Annotated in this window: 14 protein-coding genes, 1 tRNA gene and 1 pseudogene; 8 read left to right on the top strand and 8 right to left on the bottom strand. The window is 72.4% G+C overall.

Going from position 1 to position 17,820, the window contains the following annotated elements; translation table 11 throughout:
- Positions 1–346: 346 nt before the first annotated feature.
- Positions 347–1,354: a TauD/TfdA family dioxygenase gene (locus tag OG871_RS01040; protein WP_371493604.1), complete on the bottom strand. Its 1,008-nt coding sequence runs from the start codon at positions 1,352–1,354 to the stop codon at positions 347–349.
- A 250-nt stretch (positions 1,355–1,604) separates the two neighbouring features.
- On the opposite strand from OG871_RS01040, the gene OG871_RS01035 reads away from it, so the two are divergent.
- The 3 genes and pseudogenes from OG871_RS01035 (at position 1,605) to OG871_RS01025 (ending at position 4,388) form a co-directional block, all read left to right on the top strand.
- Positions 1,605–3,071: an MFS transporter gene (locus tag OG871_RS01035; protein ID WP_371493603.1), complete on the top strand. Its 1,467-nt coding sequence runs from the start codon at positions 1,605–1,607 to the stop codon at positions 3,069–3,071.
- Between the two features lie 121 nt (positions 3,072–3,192).
- Positions 3,193–3,861: pseudogene (locus OG871_RS01030) on the top strand (pyruvate carboxyltransferase); the annotation flags it as partial.
- Positions 3,862–3,995: 134 nt separating this feature from the next.
- Positions 3,996–4,388 (top strand): hypothetical protein, encoded by a 393-nt coding sequence (locus OG871_RS01025; protein WP_371493602.1) that lies wholly within the window; start codon positions 3,996–3,998, stop codon positions 4,386–4,388.
- A gap of 174 nt (positions 4,389–4,562) precedes the next feature.
- On the opposite strand, the gene OG871_RS01020 is transcribed toward OG871_RS01025, so the two are convergent.
- The gene (locus OG871_RS01020) at positions 4,563–5,759 is read right to left on the bottom strand and encodes a pyridoxal phosphate-dependent aminotransferase (RefSeq protein ID WP_371493601.1); all 1,197 of its coding nucleotides are present in this window, start codon (positions 5,757–5,759) and stop codon (positions 4,563–4,565) included.
- Between the two features lie 119 nt (positions 5,760–5,878).
- The gene (locus OG871_RS01015) at positions 5,879–6,463 is read right to left on the bottom strand and encodes a cysteine hydrolase family protein (RefSeq protein ID WP_371493600.1); all 585 of its coding nucleotides are present in this window, start codon (positions 6,461–6,463) and stop codon (positions 5,879–5,881) included.
- 348 nt (positions 6,464–6,811) lie between these two features.
- Between OG871_RS01015 and OG871_RS01010 the strand changes: the two genes are divergently transcribed.
- Together OG871_RS01010 and OG871_RS01005 are read left to right on the top strand one after the other, a co-directional pair.
- Positions 6,812–8,794 (top strand): FAD/NAD(P)-binding protein, encoded by a 1,983-nt coding sequence (locus OG871_RS01010; RefSeq protein ID WP_371493599.1) that lies wholly within the window; start codon positions 6,812–6,814, stop codon positions 8,792–8,794.
- 102 nt (positions 8,795–8,896) lie between these two features.
- Positions 8,897–9,298: a cupin domain-containing protein gene (locus tag OG871_RS01005; RefSeq protein WP_371493598.1), complete on the top strand. Its 402-nt coding sequence runs from the start codon at positions 8,897–8,899 to the stop codon at positions 9,296–9,298.
- A gap of 35 nt (positions 9,299–9,333) precedes the next feature.
- Here the strand turns inward: OG871_RS01005 and OG871_RS01000 are convergent, their stop codons facing one another.
- The 5 genes from OG871_RS01000 to OG871_RS00980 all read right to left on the bottom strand — a co-directional run bounded on the left by OG871_RS01000 (position 9,334) and on the right by OG871_RS00980 (position 14,120).
- Entirely contained in the window at positions 9,334–10,302 is a 969-nt protein-coding gene (locus OG871_RS01000; RefSeq protein ID WP_371493597.1) for a LysR family transcriptional regulator, read from the bottom strand.
- Positions 10,303–10,434: 132 nt separating this feature from the next.
- A complete protein-coding gene (locus OG871_RS00995) occupies positions 10,435–11,016 on the bottom strand; it encodes a TetR family transcriptional regulator (RefSeq protein ID WP_371493596.1) in 582 nt (193 codons plus the stop codon).
- A 205-nt stretch (positions 11,017–11,221) separates the two neighbouring features.
- The gene (locus tag OG871_RS00990) at positions 11,222–11,944 is read right to left on the bottom strand and encodes an HAD family hydrolase (protein WP_371493595.1); all 723 of its coding nucleotides are present in this window, start codon (positions 11,942–11,944) and stop codon (positions 11,222–11,224) included.
- Positions 11,941–13,047, bottom strand: a complete 1,107-nt coding sequence (locus OG871_RS00985) for an acyl-CoA dehydrogenase family protein (protein ID WP_371493594.1) — start codon at positions 13,045–13,047, stop codon at positions 11,941–11,943. Before OG871_RS00985 ends, OG871_RS00990 begins: the two co-directional genes overlap by 4 nt.
- Before the next feature lie 17 nt (positions 13,048–13,064).
- Positions 13,065–14,120 (bottom strand): ScbA/BarX family gamma-butyrolactone biosynthesis protein, encoded by a 1,056-nt coding sequence (locus tag OG871_RS00980; RefSeq protein WP_371493593.1) that lies wholly within the window; start codon positions 14,118–14,120, stop codon positions 13,065–13,067.
- A 192-nt stretch (positions 14,121–14,312) separates the two neighbouring features.
- Here OG871_RS00980 and OG871_RS00975 point away from each other — a divergent pair, with 192 nt between their 5' ends.
- From OG871_RS00975 to OG871_RS00965, 3 genes are all read left to right on the top strand, one after another.
- Positions 14,313–14,954: a ScbR family autoregulator-binding transcription factor gene (locus tag OG871_RS00975; protein WP_371493592.1), complete on the top strand. Its 642-nt coding sequence runs from the start codon at positions 14,313–14,315 to the stop codon at positions 14,952–14,954.
- Between the two features lie 479 nt (positions 14,955–15,433).
- Positions 15,434–15,510, top strand: a tRNA-Met gene (locus OG871_RS00970).
- A gap of 1,107 nt (positions 15,511–16,617) precedes the next feature.
- Positions 16,618–17,805, top strand: a complete 1,188-nt coding sequence (locus OG871_RS00965) for a hypothetical protein (protein ID WP_371493591.1) — start codon at positions 16,618–16,620, stop codon at positions 17,803–17,805.
- Positions 17,806–17,820 lie beyond the last annotated feature (15 nt).

The raw sequence follows: 17,820 nt of genomic DNA, 5'->3' as shown, positions 1-17,820 counted from the left end.
CGCAGCGGCGAGGTGGCCTCTGCCCGTTGCACTGCCACCTCGCGAGGGGCGTGGTGCGGCCCCTCGCCCCCTGTGCCCTTGGCCCCTTCGGGTAGCGGACCACATCATGCCACAGAAGAATACCTTCTGGAAGGAATGTTAGGGGCGGGGCCCGTCACCGCACACGACCCGGCCCGGCCGCGCGTGGATCTCACGCGGGGCCGGGCCGGGAACGGCACGCCCGGCCGGTGGGTCGCACGGGCCTGGGCAGCGGGCAGGTGGAAGGGCAGGTGAAAAGGCAGGTGGTCGGGCGCGGTCCGTACGCCCGCCCGGGGGAAGCGGGCGTACGGACCGCCGAGGGCGGCCGTCAGTCGGCCACCCGGCCTGGGACGCCGTCGAGCCAGTGGCCCGAGTACCGGTCGGCGGCGCTCTGGTCGCGGAACGCGTAGGTCTTCAGCAGCCAGCGCCTGCGGGCCCGCGCCGGGTCGTTGATCTCCATCTTCTCCCGGCTGTGCAGACCGTCCTGGTTGGCGAGGGCGAACAGGTCGCCGGTCAGGATGCGGTGGCGGACCTTGTCCGCCCGGACCAGCGCGTTCTTCATCGCGAGCAGCGCCCGGACGGCCTCTTCCGGGCTTCCCTCGGCGACCGTGGTGCAGGTGTCGAGGTAACGGAAGCTGTGGTGGTTCTCCAGGATCGGATGCCGCTCGGAGACCGTCTGGCGGCTGTTGCTGTCGCGCGAGAACACGTCGAACGGGGTGATGAAGCAGGGCTGCCGCAGCACCGCCTGCTGCTCCTCGGACAGGTGGGCCAGCAGGGAGCGCCCGTCGACGAAGCCCGTGTAGATGAAGTCGGCGTCGGAGCAGCGCATGCCGAGCAGCGAGATGAAGTCCGCCCTCACGGCGTGGGCGGTGCGGTCGTTGTGGAAGACGAGCTCGCTGTCGCTGAAGCCGGTCTGCATGCCGCTGTAGCGGTTGATGGCGACGACGTCGGTGAAGAAGTCCCCGTTGAAGCGCGTGGCGTACGCCAGCAGGGGAGTGGCGACCAGCTGTGCGAACAGCTCCAGGAAGGCCTCGGCGACGAAGGTCTTCTTCTTGGCGTACTTGTCGGCGATCGGGTCGTCGGGGTCGAGGTCCGGGACGTGGGCGTCGATCGGGCAGTTGCGCAGGACGTGGGCGTCGGAGACGCCGGCTTCGCGCTCGGCGCGGATGCGCCCGCAGACCTGCGTGAAGAAGGCCGGCACCTCCCCGCGGTCCACCACGTCGGCCACCGCGCGGGAGAAGGCGGGGTAGTCCTCGAACGGGTTCTTCCCGACGCTCTCCAGGACGCGGTACAGGGCGTCGCGCTCGTGGTCGGACAGGGCGTAGAAGGGTTTCACGGGTCGCTCTCCCCGAGGCTGTGGGCCGGTTGGTGCCCCAAGCCTCGGTCCGGCGCGGCGCCCGGTCATCGGTCGGTGGTGGAGGCCGTCGCCTGCCGGTCATCCCGAAGGAGGGTCCGCACTCCCGCTTTGGTGGAGGCCGGGACCTGACGCCGCAGGTCACCGCCGGGGTCATCCATGAACAAAAAGAATACCTTCTAGAAGGAATTTTTCTGTGTCATCATGGCCCGACGCCCCCGAAGGGATCGCTATGCCCACCACTGACACGACGTCACATCGCCTGCCCCCGCGCCGGGACGACGCCACGCCGGATCCGGCACCCCCGAACGCCGCGCCCGTGTCCCGCCTGCCGCTGATCGCCCTGAGCCTCGGCTACTTCCTCGTGATGCTCGACGTCACCGTGGTCACCGTGGCCGTACCGGCGATCCGCGGGTCCCTGCACGCCGGCCCGGCCGGCCTCCAGTGGATCGTCGACGGCTACAGCACCGTCTTCGCCGGCCTCCTGCTGCTCGGCGGGGGACTGGGCGACCGCCTCGGCCACCGCACGATGTTCGTCGCCGGACTGACCGCCTTCACCGCCGCCTCGGTCGGCTGCGGCCTGGCGCCCACCACCGGCGTCCTGGTCGTCGCCCGCCTGCTGCAGGGAGCGGGCGCCGCCTTCCTGGTCCCGGCCTCGCTCGCCCTCCTGCAGACCGCCTACCCCACCAAGGCCGACCGCGCCCGCGCCTTCGGCATCTGGGCCGGCGTCTCCTCGATCGCCTTCGCGTCCGGCCCGGTCCTGGGCGGCCTCCTGGTGGCAGGACTGGACTGGCGCGCCGTGTTCTGGCTCAACGTGCCGGTGGCCCTCGTCGCGGTCCTGCTGACCCTGCGCCACGTCCCCTCCCCACCGCCCCGCCCCACCCGGACCCGGATGGACCCGGTGGGCCAGGTGCTCGGCGTGGTCGGCCTGATCGCACTGGCCGGCGCACTCAACGAGGCCGGCACGGCAGGCTGGACATCACTCCCGGTCCTGGCCGCGTTCGCCGCGGGCGCGCTCGCGCTCACCGTGTTCGTCACGGTGGAGCGCCGCCTGGAGAGTGGCCTCGCCTCGCGGCCCGACGGCCGGGCACCGCTGATGCCGCCGTCGCTCTTCAGCCGCACGGGCTTCGCACCCACCGCCGTGATCGGCTTCCTGCTCAGCTTCGGCTACTACGGCATGCTCTTCCTGGCCACCCTCTACTTCCAGCAGGAACGCGGCTACGGCGCCCTGGGCACCGGACTGGCCCTGCTCCCCTCGGTCTGCATGTCCCTGATCGCCGCGCCGCTCTCCGGCCGGATCACCGCCCGCACCGGCCCCTACCCGCCGATGTGCTTCGCCCTCCTGCTGGGATCCGTCGGCTTCCTGGGCTGGCTGGCCGCCGACCACGACACCGCCTACCCCGTCCTGCTGTTCGCCCTGATCGCCACCGGGCTGGCCACACCGATGACCGTGGTCGCCGCCACCGCCGCGATCATGGAATCCGCGCCGGCCGGCGGAGCGGGAGTCGCCTCGGCGGTCTTCAACGTCTCCCGACAGGTCGGAAACGCCGTCGGCGTGGCGCTCTTCGGAACCCTCTGCGCCACCGCGGCCCACTTCACGTCAGGCCTGCACCGGTCGGCCCTCATCGCGGGCGCGGCCTTCCTCACCGGCTCCGCGCTCGCGGCCGCCACGATGCGACGCGGCGCCCCGCCCGCCTGAGGGGAACCACACCCGCACCCCGGCACCCAGCGCACCCCGCACGGCCCCATCCCGAACCCCCCATCCCGAACCCCCCCATCCCGCACCGCCCATCCGTCCGCACACACATGGAGGACGCACAATGGACCACCGACCCGCAGCGCGACGGATCTCCGTCTTCGACACCACACTGCGCGACGGCGAGCAGGCCCCCGCCAACGCGATGACCCCCCAGCAGAAACTGGACATCGCCCTGCGCATCGAGGCGCTCGGAGCGGACTACATCGAGGCCGGCTTCCCGGCCTCCTCACCCAGCGAGTTCGAAGCCACCCGCCTCATCTCCCAGCACCTCACCACCGCCCGGTTCACCACCTTCTGCCGCGCCGTACGGGCCGACGTCGACCGCGCCGTCCAGGCCGGCGGGACCGCCAACCACCAGGTCCAGGTGATGGCCACCGGAAGCGACATGCACCTGAAGCACAAACGCGGCATCACCCGCCGCGAGGCCGTCGACGAGGTCGCCGACACCGTGGCCCACGCCTACTCCCTCGGCGTCGAGTCGGTCTCCGTCGGCATCGAGGACGCCAGCCGCGGCGAGCACGACCTCCTGCGCGCCATCACCGAAGGCGCCATCGACGCCGGCGCCACCTGCTTCGCGGTCGCCGACACCTCCGGCTGCACCACCCCCGAGGAGTACGCCGACCTCATCGCCGCCTTCCGCCGCTGGGCCCCCGCCCCCATCCGGCTCTCCACGCACTGCCACGACGACTTCGGCCTGTCGACCGCCAACGCGGTCGCCGGCCTGCAGGCCGGCGCCGACGAGGTCCAGGCCACCCTCGGCGGCATCGGCGAGCGCGCCGGCAACACCCCCTGGAGGAGGTCGCCGCGCTGCTCAGCTACAAGCGCGGCGTCCTCGGCATCTACACCGACATCGACCTCGCGTCCATGTACGAGGCGTACACGGCACTGCGCAGGACCATCCGCCTGGAGGAGCCGCGCAACAAGGCGATCTTCGGCACCTACGCCTTCGGCACCGCCGCCGGCATCCACCAACAGGGCATCCTGCGCAACCCCGCGACCTACGAGTACGTGGAGCCGGCGCGATTCGGCCGCGAACGGTCCATCCTGATCGGCCGCCACTCGGGCCGAGCCGTGCTGCGCCACCTGCTGGACCAGCTCGGCGTCGAGGTCGACAACGAGCGGCTGGCCGAGCTCTACCGGGTCCACATCGCCGAGCGCACGGGCGCCGACTGCGAGGACCTCGCCGTCGTCAAGGCGCGCCTGGCCCGCGAGCTCGGCACCCCCGTCCTGGCGGGCGCCGTGTCGTCCACCGGCTGACCGACCGGACGCCGCCGACGCGAGCCGGCGGGCACGGGCCACCCGGCCCGCGCCCGCCGGCTTCGGCGTCCCCGGGCCGCGCCCGCCCACGAGGGCGGCGCGGCGCGGAGAACGGCGGCGGCGCCCGGTCGGGCCGGGCGCCGCCGCCGTACCGTCGTCTCCCCTGCCGGGCCGTCAGCCGCGCACGGCCGCGCCGCGCCGACCGGCCAGCGCGGTGGCCATCCGCTCGAGCGCGGCCTCGATCACATCCCGCGAGGTCGCGAACGAGAGCCGCACATGGCCCTCCCCGCCGGGCCCGAAGGCCGAACCCGGCGTCACCGCCACGCCCGCCTCCTCCAGCAGCCAGGCGGCGAACTGCGCGGACGTCCCCAGCCCGGTCGCGCTGATGTCGGGGAACGCGTAGAGGGCGCCCTCGGGAAGCTCGCAGCTGACCCCCGGCAGGGCGTTGAGTCCCGCCACGATCACCTCCCGACGGACCGCGTACTCGTCCACCATCTCCCGGATGAAATCCTGCGCACCGGTGAGCGCGGCCAGGCCGCCGCGCTGCACGAACGACCCCGCGCAGCCGACCGAATGCTCCTGCACCTTCACCATCTCGCCGATGACGTCGCCGGGCCCGGCCACGTACCCGAGCCGCCACCCCGTCATCGCGTAGCCCTTGGAGAACCCGTTCACGACGAGCGTGCGCCCCGCGGCTGCGGGCAGGCTCGCCAGGCTCAGATGCTCCGCGCCGTACAGCACCTTCTCGTAGATCTCGTCCGTGATGACCAGCAGGTCGTGCTCGGCGGCGAACTCCGCCACCTCGAACGCCTCCTGACGGGTGAGGGCCCGCCCGGTCGGATTGTTCGGCGTGTTGATCAGCAGCGCCTTCGTCCGCTCCGTCACATACCGCTCGAGGAGCGCGCGGGAGAGCCGGAAGCCGTCCTGGGCGCTCAGCCGCGCCGCCACCGGCCGGGCCCCCGCGAGGCGCGCCATCGACTGGTAGCTGACCCAGCTCGGGGTCGGGATGATCACCTCGTCGCCGGGATCGAGGACGGACATCATCGAGATGTACAGGGCGTGCTTCGCCGACGGCGTCACGATGATGTCGGTGGCCGGGTCGACCACCACCGCGTTGTCGCGGGCCAGCTTCCCGGCGATCGCCTCCAACAGCTCCGGAAGGCCGCGGCTGGGCGTGTAGTGGGTGAATCCGCCGAGCAGCGCCTTCGACGCCTCGGCGGTGATGTGCGCGCTGGTATCGAAGCTCGGTTCGCCGCTTCCGAGGTCGAGGACGTGGACCCCCTGCGCGCGCAGCGCGCGCACCGTGTCCACCACGGCGAAGGTCGCCGACTTCTCGATGCCGGAGAACCGGGCCGCTGTGCGGTTCTTCATGTCTCCCACCCTTCTGCTGGGCCGACGGCACGGTTGCCGCCGGCCGGTTCACTGGATCTCTCCCGGGACGCCCCCGCGGTCGGCACGGATCACCGCGCGGTCCGAACGGGCCTTCGCCGTCAGGCGGGCAGGGCCCGGTCCACGCTGGTGATCGTCGCGGTCCGGGCCAGGACCTTCAGCGCCGCCTCGTGCAGCTCCTGGTCGGAGGTGGCGGTGGCGTCCTCGAGGACCTCGACGCGGTAGTCGCGGTCGTGCCCCTCCCGGGCCGCGGACAGCACCACCAGGTCGGTGGTCACCCCGGCCAGCAGCAGGGTGTCGACCCGCAGACCGCGCAGCAGCACCTCCAGGTGCGTGCCGTGGAACGGGCTGACCCGCCGCTTGGCCACGACCGCCTCGCCGTCGGCGGGCCTGATCGCCTCGTGCACCCGCGTCGCCCACGTGCCCAGCACCAGGCGCTCGTCGGCACGCGCCGAGTCGAATACCGGTGACCCTTCCGGCCAGTCGGCGAAGCCCGCCGAAAAGCCGACCACCACGTAGATGACGGGAATGCCCGCCGCACGGGCACGCCCGATCGCCACGGCGGTCCGTTCGAGCACCCCTCGCCGGGTGATCTGCTCAAGATATCCCTCGGCGGCGTATTTCCCGTCCGGGTGCACAATCTCGTTGATCAGGTCCATCACCAGAAGTGCCGGTCGTCGTCGCATTCCTGTCTCCGATCGAGGTATTCGGCCGCTGTCGGCCACGACAAGGGGTGAAGGCGGCCCAAGGCCGCCGGTGCGGCCGCCGCCGGCCACGAGCGGCACGCACGGCCGGCGCGGTCCGGCTCGCTTCGGCGGCGGCGAAGCCGCGCATGAGAAACGCTCATGCCATGCATGAACCAAGCGCCGTTGAACCGCCTCCCCGTCCGGTCTACGCTCGGGGAGTCGCTTGAGGAGAACACCTCGCCCCCCATTTCGGACGTCAATCCTGGCTGCGCGGATATGCCTGGTCATATCTCCGTCCGGTCCGTCGGGAGCGAGCGCGTTCACGAGAATTCAGAGAAAGGTGGAAAGGTGAAGAGCCGAGTCGCGTCCCGCTTCGAGGAACCGGCCGCACGTGCCACGTCCGCCCCGGTGACGGGTGCCCCCCGGCCCCCGCGCGAGCACGCCGGCCACGGCCGCCCGCACCGCGTCGCGGTGGTCGGCAGCGGCCCCCGGGGCCTGAGCGTGCTCGAACGCATGGCGGCCCGCCTGGCCGAGGCCCGCCCCACGCGGCCGGTGGAGATCTACCTGATCGACGCGGTCCAGGTCGGCAGCGGCCGGGTGTGGCGCACCGACCAGCCGGACTGGTTCCTGATGAACACGGTGGCCGCCGAGGTCTCCTCGTTCTCCGGCCCGTGGGACGGCGGCCCCGTCCGCCCCGGAAACGGCCCGTCCCTCGCACAGTGGTGGAGTACCACCGACCCGGCGTTCCCGGGCCCCGACGGGTACGCGCCGCGCGCCGTGCACGGCCGCTACATGCAGTTCGTGCTGGACACCGTCGAGGCCGCGCTGCCCGCAGGCTCCTCGCTGCACAGGATGAACACCCTGGTCGAGGACCTCGAACCCACCCCGGGCGGCTACCGCCTGACGCTGTCGCAGGGCCCCGACCTGCTGGCCGACCGGGTCGTCCTGGTCACCGGGCACACCCAGCCGGAACTGACGGGCCACCAGAAGGAGCTCGCCGGCTTCGCGGACACCCACCCCCGGCTCACCTACATCCCCGGCGACTCCGCCGCCGACATGCCCCTGGACACCATCGCGGCGGGCTCGGCGGTCGGCGTCCTCGGCCTCGGCCTCTCCTTCTACGACGTCATGGCCGCACTCACCCTCGGACGCGGCGGAACGTTCGACGACGACGGCGACGGCGGGCTGCTCTACCGCCCCAGCGGAGACGAGCCCGTCATGGTGGCCGGCTCCCGCAGCGGAATGCCGCTGCCGGCGCGCGGCCGCAACCAGAAGCACCCCGACCACCGCTACCGGCCCCTGCTCTTCACCGCCGACCGGGTCCGCCGCCGCGGCGGCGGCGAACGCGTCGACTTCATGGCCGACGCCATGCCGCTGCTGATGGCCGAGATCGAACTCGTCTACTACGCCACCGCCCTGCAAGAGCGCCGCGGCGCCGGCGCGCGCTCCGCCTTCGTCGCGCAGGTGGTCGACGCCGTGCGCACCGAGGTGCCCGACGTGGCCGCCATCGCCGCCCGCCACGGCGTCGGCGACCTGCCGCCCATCGACCTCGACCGGCTGGCCCGCCCGTTCGCCGGCCGGACCTTCCCGGACCGGGAGTCCTTCGAGGACGAGCTGACCGCGGCCTTGCGCCGCGACCTCGACCACGCGGAACAGGGAAACGTCGACTCGCCGCTCAAGGCGGCACTGGACGTCGTACGCGACACCCGCGGGGTCATCCGCGAACTGGTCGACTTCTCGGGCCTGGACCCCGCCTCGCACCGGACCGACTTCCTCGGCTGGTACGTGCCCAGGAGCTCGTTCCTGGCCGCGGGCCCCCCGCTCGGCAGGCTGAAGCAGACGGCGGCCCTCATCGACTGCGGCCTGCTGCGCATCGTGGGCCCCGACGCGCGGTTCGGCACCGACGCGGACACCGGCACCTTCCTGGTCTCCTCGCCCCTGGTGGCCGGATCCGAGGTCGCGGTGGACACCGTGATCGACGCCCGGATCCCCTCGCCCGACCTCACCCGGGACCCCGCCGCGCTCACCCGCCGGCTTCGCGAACGGGGCATCTGGACCGAGTACGTCAACCGCGCCGGCGACGACGCGTTCCACACCGGTGGCGTGGCCGTGACCGGCACCCCGTTCCACCCGGTGGGCCGCGACGGACGCCCGGACCCCGGGCTGTACGTCCTGGGCATCCCCACCGAGCACACCCGCTGGTTCATGCAGGGCGGCAGCAGCCGACCGGGTTTCTGGACCGACTTCGTCCACGACGCCGACGCGATCGCGGGCGACGCGCTGGCCGCCGCGCTGCGCCCGGTGGGGCGGCCCCGGCTGGTGGACGCCTGAGCGGCGGGCCCTTTCGGCCCGGCCGCCGGGCCCGGCCGCCGCCGCCGCCCCGCACGCATTCGCACGTACCCGTTCGCAGGTGAACACCGAGGAGAATCCGCCATGTCGATGCCCACTCAGCTCTCCGACGGCCCCCGGGGCCGGAACGTCACGGTCCTGCGGGACCTGTTGTCCCCCGAGGGGTTGGAGAACCTCGACTGGGTGCGCTGGGTCCAGCCCGGCCGGGCCGGGGTGGAGGTGTGCCCGATCTACACCACCGAGGCCCCGCAGTCGGCGTCGGCCTTCCTGGTGCGGATGGCGCCCGGGGCCCACGGCGACCTGCACGAGCACACCGGATACGAGCTGATGTTCGTCCTGTCGGGGGAGTTGTGCAACGACAACGGCGACCGGTACGGGGTCGGTGACCTGATCGTCGAGGAGCCCGGCAGCGTGCACCGGGTCCGCACCGACACCGGCTGCGTCGCCCTGGGCGTCCGCGAGGCGCCGACCGCGCCCCTGTCCTAGCGGCCCGGGCCGTGGGAGGCGGTGGTCGCGGCCCATCAGCGGACCGCCGGTGGGCCGGCGGTCCGCCGGAGTCCGGCGGTCGGGGCGGGGGTCGGGGCGGGGGTCCGGCGGTGCTGGGCCGGCCGGTGACTCCAGTCGTTTCGCCGGGCGAGGGCCTGCGCGGTGGCGATGAAGGCCTTGACGGCGGGGGAGTTGCCTGCCGCCCCGCGGACGCCGATGGCGAGGTGGCGGGTGACGGTGGGTTCGAAGGGCAGCGCCCGCAGGCCGGGGGGCAGCGCGGGCAGCGCGAGGGCCGGCAGGACCGTCAGGGCGAGTCCTTCGGCCACCATGGCCAGCAGGGCGTTCACATCACGGACGCGGTGGGCGACGACCGGTTCCAGGCCGGCGGTGCGGAAGATCGTGCGAAGCATCGGCTCGACTCCGCCCTCGGGCATGATGAGGGACTCGGCCCTGAGGTCGTGGATCCGCAGGGCGCGGGAGCCGGCCAGTGGGTGGCTGTCCGGCAGGACGGTGTACCACTCGTCCTGCAGCAGCGGAATGGTCGTCAGATCGCGCTTCGGCAGGGTCACGATGCCGACGTCGAGCGCGTATCCGCGAAGCCACTCGGTGATCTGCGCGTCGGTGCCCTCGCGCAGGGCGATCTCCAGGCGGGGGAACGTGGAGCGGAACTCCGTCATCAGGCGCGGCAGCAGCCGGACGGCGAAACTCTGGCTGGTGCCGATGCGGATCGTGCCGCCGGCGTCGGTGCGCAGGAGGTCCGTCTCCTGCCGCATCTGCTCGGTGTGCAGGATGACGGCGCGGGCGTGGCCGAGGACGCGCCGGCCGACGTCGGTGAGTTTGACGCCGCTCCGGTCCCGCTTCATCAGCGCCACGCCGAGTTCGGCCTCGAGGCCCGCGATGGCGTGGCTGACGGCCGACTGGGTCACTCCCAGTGCCGTCGCGGCGCTGGTGAAGGTACCGGTGTCGGCTATGGCGACGAAGGCCGCGCACTGGGCGAGCTTCACTGGACGACCACCTCCACGGACACGACGGGCACCTCGGGCAGGGCTTCAGGATGACAGAGTAAAATACCTTCCGAAAGGTATTTTCATCGGACGCCGATCGGACTTTCCGATCGGCGCGGGGTCCGGGCCCGGTCAGCGGCGCACCGTCGCCGCGACCAACTCCCAGATCTTCTCGGCCCGTTGGGGCAGCGAGGTGCCCGCGGTCGGCGGCGGGACGAAGTGGATCCCGAGGGCGACCGCCAGGAGCAGCTGGGCGACCGTCTCGGGGGAGTGCTCCGGGGCGACCTCGCCGGCCGCCTGGGCCCGCTCGACGAGGTCGACCAGATGCCGCTGGATGTCGAAGAAGGCCCCCGCCGGCCCGGTCTGCAGCCACGCGCGCTCGACGACCAGCCGCAGTGCGGCCTTGAACCGGACGCCGTCGCCCGGATGCGCGGCGAGTTTCAGCGTGAGCGCGCGCAGCGCGTCCAGCGCCGGGACGCCCGGGGCGTCGCACGACTCGCGCAGCGCGTGCCAGGCCCGCTCGCCCTGCTGGACGAGTGCGGCGGCCAGGTCCTCCTTGGACGCGAAGTGCCCGTACAGGGCCCCCTTGGTCAGGCCCGTGCGGGCGACCACCGAGTTCAGGCTCGTGCCCGCGTAGCCCCAGGCGGCGAACTCCTCCGCCGCCGCGTCGAGCACGTGCTCACGGGTCGTGCGACCGCGTTCCTGCCGCGCCATCCTCACCCCTCGGTCGGCCCGCAGATAAAAAACCATCTGGAAGGTATGTTACATGTCCGGGGTCGACCCCGGGACCCCTTGCCGCACCCCGGGCCGGACGGCGATCCACTCCCGGCGGCCGCCCCTTCGAAACACCGGGGCACGGCAAGGGCCGACGGACCGGGCCGATGGGCGAGACGAACGCCCGCCGGCCCGGCCGCCCGGCTCAGCGACCGCCGGCCGCGCGGTCCTTGCCGTGGACGCCGGCCGGCAGCACCGGCCAACGGCCCTCGCGCGCCCGCGCCAGCAGGACCGCATCCCGGCCCACCACCCGGGGATGCCCCACGGCACGGAGCATGGGCAGATCGCTGGCATGGTCGGCGTAGCAGAAGCACTCCGCGGCGTCGAGACCCAGCTGCGCGACGGTCGCGGCCACCGCCTCGGCCTTCGCCGCGCCGATCATCGGCCGGCGGACCTCACCGGTCAGCAGCCCGTCCCGGGCCACCACCGGTTCGGTGCACAGCAACCGGTCCGCCCCGAGGTCATCGGCCAGCGGAGCCAGGCACGCCGCGAAGGAGCCCGACACCAGCACGACGGCGTCACCGGCCCGGCGGTGTCCCTCGAGCGCGGCGGCGGTGGCCGCGACGAACGCCGCCGGCCTGCGGCGGTAGCCCGCGTACCAGGCCCGTCCGGCACTCTCGGTCTCGGCGCGCGAGGCCCCGGCGAACAGACGGAAGTACGCGCGGTTGACCTCGCTCCGCGGCACCCCCCGGCGGACCAGGGCGTCCAACCCCTCCAGCCCGGCCCGGTACCGGGACCACCCGCCGCCGCTCCACACGGTCCAGTAGCGCCAGAACTCCAGCATGCTCTTGGCCGCGATCACCGTCTCGTCGACATCGAAGAACGCACCCCGCCGCGGGGCCGTCCCCGAGGCCCGCGACACACTCACCGCCCCCGCCCGTCCTCGGCGGCGAAGGCGGCCTTCGCGTACTCCGAAGCGGCCTTCTCGAACTCCAACGTGGCGTGCCCGGCCGCGACGGTGACGTCACGCCAGCTCCGCTGCAACGGGCTCGACTCCCTCTGGGCCTGCGCCCCCGACGCGCGGAAGATCCGGTCGACCGCGGTGGCGCACAACTCGGCGGCCATCGCGACGTCACGCTGGTTCTGCGCCACGACCAGGGCGGTGACCCGGCCGTGGTCCGCCCGCTGCGCCGCATGCTCCACAAGCAACTGCGCCGCGTGGATCTCCGCCGACGACCGGGCCAGGACGAACTGCACGGTCGCCGTGTCCCGGGCCGAGCGGCCGTCCGCCCGGCGCCTGCCCGCCATCGAGGAGAGCCAGTCGCGCTGCGCGCCGCGCGCGGCACCGAGAATGGGCGCCACGAACTGCAACCCCGCGACGAGCGGGAACGGCACGCTGTGGCAACGGCCTCCGCCGCCGCCCGGACGGAGCAGGTCCTCCAGCGTGAACGAGCGGTGCCGCGGGACGAACGCGGCACCGACGGCCACGCCGCTGCTCCCGGTTCCCCGCAGGCCCACGTTGTGCCAGGTGTCGATCACCTCGAAGTCCCCCCGCGGGACCGCGAAGATCCGGTGCTCCCCGGCTGTCCGGCTGGCGAGAAGGATCCAGTCGGCGTGGTCGACCCCGCTGGCGTAGTCCCAGCGGCCGCTGAGCCGCCAGCCGTCCGGGACGGCGGCCGCCTCGCCCGAGGGCGGGATGACGCAGGCCGCGATGCGCACGTCGGGGCGCTCGCCCCACAGTTCGCGCTGCGCCTGGTCCGGGAGGTAGGAGGCGAGCCGGGCGTGCGCGGCGTAGAGCGCCGCGCACCAGGCCGTGGAGGCGCAGGACTCGCCGACCGTGGCGACCGCCGCCACCAGCTCGCCGAAGGATCCGGCCCGCCCGCCCCAGCGTTCGGGGACGAAGTGGCGGGTGAAGCCCGCGTCGGTCAGGGCCGTGGCGAGGTCGGCGGGTAATCTGCGCCGGTTCTCCGCCAGGTCGCGGTGCAGGGCCGCCGCGGCCGCCACGTGCCGGGCGTCGGGTTCGAGCGGCACGGGTGCCGACGCCGTGGTCAGCAACGTCCCTCGCCCTCTCGGTCGGTGTGGCTGCGCTGGGTGGGTATTCGAGGCTTCGGCACGCGGACCCACTGCTGGATCCCGGTCGCCAGGGTCCGGCCCTCCTGTGTCGCGGCGAGGCCGAAGCAGAGGTCGTCCGAGCCGGGGGCGGGATGGGAGGTGATGGTCACCGGGGCGCCGAGGCGGCCGAAGGCCGAGAACGACGTGGCGGCGAAGGTGAGGACGGCGATGCTCGGGGTCGGGGCCGAGGCGTTGTCGCGTTGGGCGGCGGGGTGGCAGGCCTGCCGGAAGGCCTCCAGCAGGACCATGCCGGGGATGTGGTCCGATCCGTGGTCGAACAGCACGGGATGGTCCTGGTCGACCTTCAGCAGCCAGGTCCCGGGCGCCGCGTGCGGCACGGGGGACAGGAGGACGTCGCGCTCGTGCAGGTGCCCGACGTCCGCGGGCCGAAGGGCCGGGCCGCAGGCGACGGCGGTCGGTGCCGGCTTCGGGGCGGGGCCTTCGGGCCGGCGCAGCATCGTGTACCGGCGGTGGTCCATCGCGCCCCAGCGCAGACCGGCCCGGCCGTAGCGGTGTCCCTCGACGTGGATCGAGCACTCCATGTCCATCGCGAAGCGGCGCGGGTTGTCGGTGGTGGGGACGCAGGAGACGTCCAGGACGACGGCCAGCGGACTCCCCGTGCCTTGCGGTATCCCCGGGGCGTCGATGTCGAATTCCAGGCTGTCGAGGATGAAGTGGTGGCCTTCGGGCACCGCGTAGAAGCGGTGCGACAGGTAGATCACGGCCTGCCGGATGGTCTCGGCCACCAGCAGCGGGTCACTTGACCCGTTGGCGGCGCCGTTGTAGAGCAGGTGTTCGCGTGGCCACTGGGCGGCCACGACGAACCTGTCGGTGTCGAGCATCAGAGCGTCGGTGAGCAGTACCTCGGAGACGGCCGCCTTGTGGACCAGCCGACGCGGAACCCCGTGTTCGAACGTGAGCAGGCGGTGCGGATCGGGCTTGCTGGGTTGAGCGACCAGCTGAAGATTGGCTGACGGTACGCTGGCGTGCATGTACGTGCTCCCTCCCCCGGGAGTCGCAGGACCTCAAATGACCTGAACATCACGAACCGCGCGCCGGGCGCGTCACCGCGACCCGAACGCTCCTCGAAAATATACCGGCCGGAAGGTATATTGCAACGGGATGCCGACGCGCCCTCCACTCCGGCATCGGCCGAGCACCACGAAAGGTAGGACAGCGTGCCAGTGACCTCATCTGTGCCCGCGTGGGAGAACCCCAAGTCAGGACCGCCCCGGTCGCCCGAACTCGTCCAGGACCGAGCCGTCCGCACCCGTGCCCAGGTGCTGCTGGCCGCCGCCCGGCACTTCGCGGGCTCCGGGTTCCGCGGGGCCTCGGTCAAGGACGTCGCGGACGAGGCAGGAGTGACCAAGGGAGCCGTCTACTTCCACTTCGTCAACAAGGAAGCACTGGCCATCGCCGTCGTCGAGGAGCACTACGCCCGGTGGCCGGCACTGCTCAACGAACTCCAGGCCGAAGACCTCAGCCCCCTGGACACCGCCGTGGAGATGCTCAACCGCGCCGCGCTGGCCTTCCGGGACGACATCGTCGTCCAGGCCGGCGCCCGCCTCCAGATCGAACGGTCACTGATCGACGCCCCGCTCCCGACGCCCTACCAGGGCTGGACGGACCTGCTGAGCGACCTGCTCACCAAGGCCCGGGACGAGGGCCAGCTCCGCCCCGGGGTGGACCCGCACGCCGCCGCCCGCGTACTCGTCTCCGGCTTCTTCGGCGCCCAGCACATCTCCGAGACCCTCCACCACCGCGCCGACCTCCTCGACCGCTGGAACGAGATGCGCGACCTGCTGACCTCGGCCATCCGCGCATGACCTGAGGCTCCCAACCCCGACGCCGACACCGGAACCCCCGACCGAACCGAAAACCCAGGCCCACCGCGGAAGAGAAAGGCGGAGCGGCCCCCTCCGGCAGGAGACCAGGGCCGCCGCGCTCAACGACCGTCCAGCCGTCTCCCGGCGCAGCCGGACGACCCCGGCGCGCCCGGCGCCGGCGGCCCTCGGCCACCGCGCCGAGGGCGCGGCCGTCAGCGCGGCAGCGCCACCACCGTCCCGCCCGCGCCGGCGCAGGCCTGCGCGACCAGCCCTCCGCCCGGCCCCCGGACGCCCGAGCCGCCAGAGGTCCCCGCGCAGGCGCCGCCGGGTCCGGCCGCCGCGGCGAGGAGCACCCACCTCGCGCCGATCCCGTCGCACAGGAGCCCGGCTCCCGTGGACCACAGGCACCCGGCGGCAGCGCGGGGCGGGAAACGCATTTCCCGCGCGTGGCCGCCGTGCCGTACAGTCGCGTCTACCGACGCGGGGTGGAGCAGCTCGGTAGCTCGCTGGGCTCATAACCCAGAGGTCGCAGGTTCAAATCCTGTCCCCGCTACCAACCCCGGTAGGGCCCGGCACCCCAGGTGCCGGGCCCTGCCGCGTTCGGCGCCTTTCCGCCCCTTCGCGCCCTGCCGGCCCCGTCCCTGACGCATCGCCGGTCAGCCGCGGTCGAGCCCGCGATCCGGCGGCGGCGGTTGCTGCGCCGGAGCATCGGCCCCGCCGGGCGGACGACCGGGATTCCCTGCGAAGATCAAGGATGGTGGCGGCGGCGAGGCGCGGGTGGTGCGGTTGCGGATGCGCAGGGTCTCGCCGGGGGTGAGTTGGGCGAAGCGGACGATGTCCTGGGGGCCTCGAGCCCGTGGGCGGATGGGCCCTTTGCCCAATTCCTCTTCCAGCGAGGCGAACTGGTCGGCCGACAGCTTCGGGACGCTCGCCGGACCCAGTGGTTCTCGCCCCCACCCGTCAGGCCGGCCCTGGCCCGCGGCCCGGTGATCACGGTTGCCCGTCCAGGCACTCCGCACTGCCTGATCCGCAGAGCACCCGCCGCCCACGCGTGGGACGTGGTCCGAATGCGATCCGGCGGACCGGCAGGGGGAGTGAGCGGTGTCGTGGAAGGGGCGGTCCAGTCGGTACTGCGGGTGCTGGTCGACCAGGGCGGGCGTCAAGTACCCGGACCCCTACCCGGAGCTGTTGCGGTCGGCGCGGAACACAGGGACATCGACGCGGACGACGTGACGCCCACGCTGCTCCTGGACGGCGCGATCGTCACGGGAACCGTGGTGTCCTCGAGGTCTGGGAGCGACCGCACGTACTGACCGGAGCACTGCGAAACGAGCCGTCCATCGCCACCGGGTGCCCGCACAGGCAGAGGGGGTGTGTTGTCCGCGGACAACACCCTCCCCGTCGGGACGGGCTCAGGCGTCCCTGACGGACCCCTGTTCCGGAACCTCGGGCCGCGTCGGTGAGTAACCGATGCTCATGCCACGAGGACCGTGACCACGCGAGACTCCAACCGACCCGCCCACTCTGGATGAAGGAGTCGCTCATGAAGTCGTGGCGAGGAATGCTCGTTGTCTCCTCGGCGATCGCTGTCGCACTTGCCGCGACAGCGGCTCAGGCGATGGTCCTGCCGCCGAGTTACTCTCCTGCGCTCGTCTCGCGGACAGTGGGGGCCGCCGCGAACGGCCACGCCACGGTGTCCAGCGTCAACGACAACTCCCGTTACGTGGCCTTCACTTCGACGGCGGACAATCTGGTGTCCGGAGACACCAACGGCCGAAGTGACGTCTTCCTCAAGGACCTCCTCGACGGCACCGTGACTCTTGTCAGCGCCGACCAGACCGGAAGGATCGGCAACGGCGCGAGCGCTGTCACCTCGCCTCAGTCGATCAGTGGAGATGGCCGCTACGTCGTCTTCAGCTCGGTGGCGAGCAACCTCGTCCCGGGAGACACCACGGGTAGGACCGACGTCTTCCGCAAGGACATGCAGACCGGAGCCGTCACCCGGATGAGCCGCAGTGCCTCGGGCCAGGCGGCCAACGCAGACTCGGTGCTTCCCACCATCAGCCGGGACGGCAATCTCGTCGCCTTCACCTCGACCGCCGACAACCTGACCTCCGGCGACGCCAACGCCCGTGCGGACGTCTTCGTGCGGAACGTGTCGGCCGGTACGGTCGCCCTGGTGAGCAGAACCGCAGGGGGAGGGCCCGCCAACGGCGATGCCTTGCACTCCGCCTTCAGCGGCGACGGAGGATTTCTCGCCTTCGACTCCACGGCGACGAACATCGTCACCGGGGCCTCCGGAGTTCTTGCCGTCTACCGGGTGAACCTGAGCGACCGGTCAGTCACGAGCGTCAGTGCCTCCAGCGCGGGAGTCCTCGCAAGCAGGGACTCCACCGAACCCGCACTGAGCAACGACGGCAGGTACGTCGTCTTCCGTTCCTTCGCTTCCAACCTGGTCGCCGGCGACACCAACGCCACCAGCGACGTCTTCCGCAAGGACCTCACCACGGGTGCGGTCGTCCGGGTGAGCGAGAACGGAACAGCGGAACCCGATGGTCCGGTCGGTTACCTGCCGGTCATCAGCGGCAGCGGGGACGTTGTCTCGTTCGACTCCGACGCCACCAACCTGCTCCCCGGGTTCTCGGGCACTCACGTCTACCGCAAGGTCATCTCCACGGGCTCTCTCAGGGCCGTGAGTGTCAACGCGGCGGGAACCCCTGGCAACAACGTCAGTTCCGCTCCCTCGATGACCCGCAGCGGGAGCACCGTGACGTTCATGTCGTACGCCGACAACCTCGTGGCCGGGGACACCAACAACCGGAGTGACGTCTTCATCACCCGCACCCCATGACGTCTGCGTCATAGG

The organism is Kitasatospora sp. NBC_00374 (assembly GCF_041434935.1).
Classification (GTDB): Bacteria; Actinomycetota; Actinomycetes; order Streptomycetales; family Streptomycetaceae; genus Kitasatospora.
The sequence above is the reverse complement of the archived record's forward strand: the minus strand, read 5'-3'. Positions and strand labels throughout refer to the sequence as shown.

Bases quoted from the DNA above. Each gene is read 5' to 3' on its own strand.
- OG871_RS01035 (WP_371493603.1), top strand. From the start codon at position 1,605: ATGCCCACCACTGACACGACGTCACATCGCCTGCCCCCGCGCCGGGAC.
- OG871_RS01025 (WP_371493602.1), top strand. From the start codon at position 3,996: ATGTACGAGGCGTACACGGCACTGCGCAGGACCATCCGCCTGGAGGAG.
- OG871_RS01020 (WP_371493601.1), bottom strand. From the start codon at position 5,759: ATGAAGAACCGCACAGCGGCCCGGTTCTCCGGCATCGAGAAGTCGGCG.
- OG871_RS01015 (WP_371493600.1), bottom strand. From the start codon at position 6,463: ATGCGACGACGACCGGCACTTCTGGTGATGGACCTGATCAACGAGATT.
- OG871_RS01005 (WP_371493598.1), top strand. From the start codon at position 8,897: ATGTCGATGCCCACTCAGCTCTCCGACGGCCCCCGGGGCCGGAACGTC.
- OG871_RS00995 (WP_371493596.1), bottom strand. From the start codon at position 11,016: ATGGCGCGGCAGGAACGCGGTCGCACGACCCGTGAGCACGTGCTCGAC.
- OG871_RS00980 (WP_371493593.1), bottom strand. From the start codon at position 14,120: ATGCACGCCAGCGTACCGTCAGCCAATCTTCAGCTGGTCGCTCAACCC.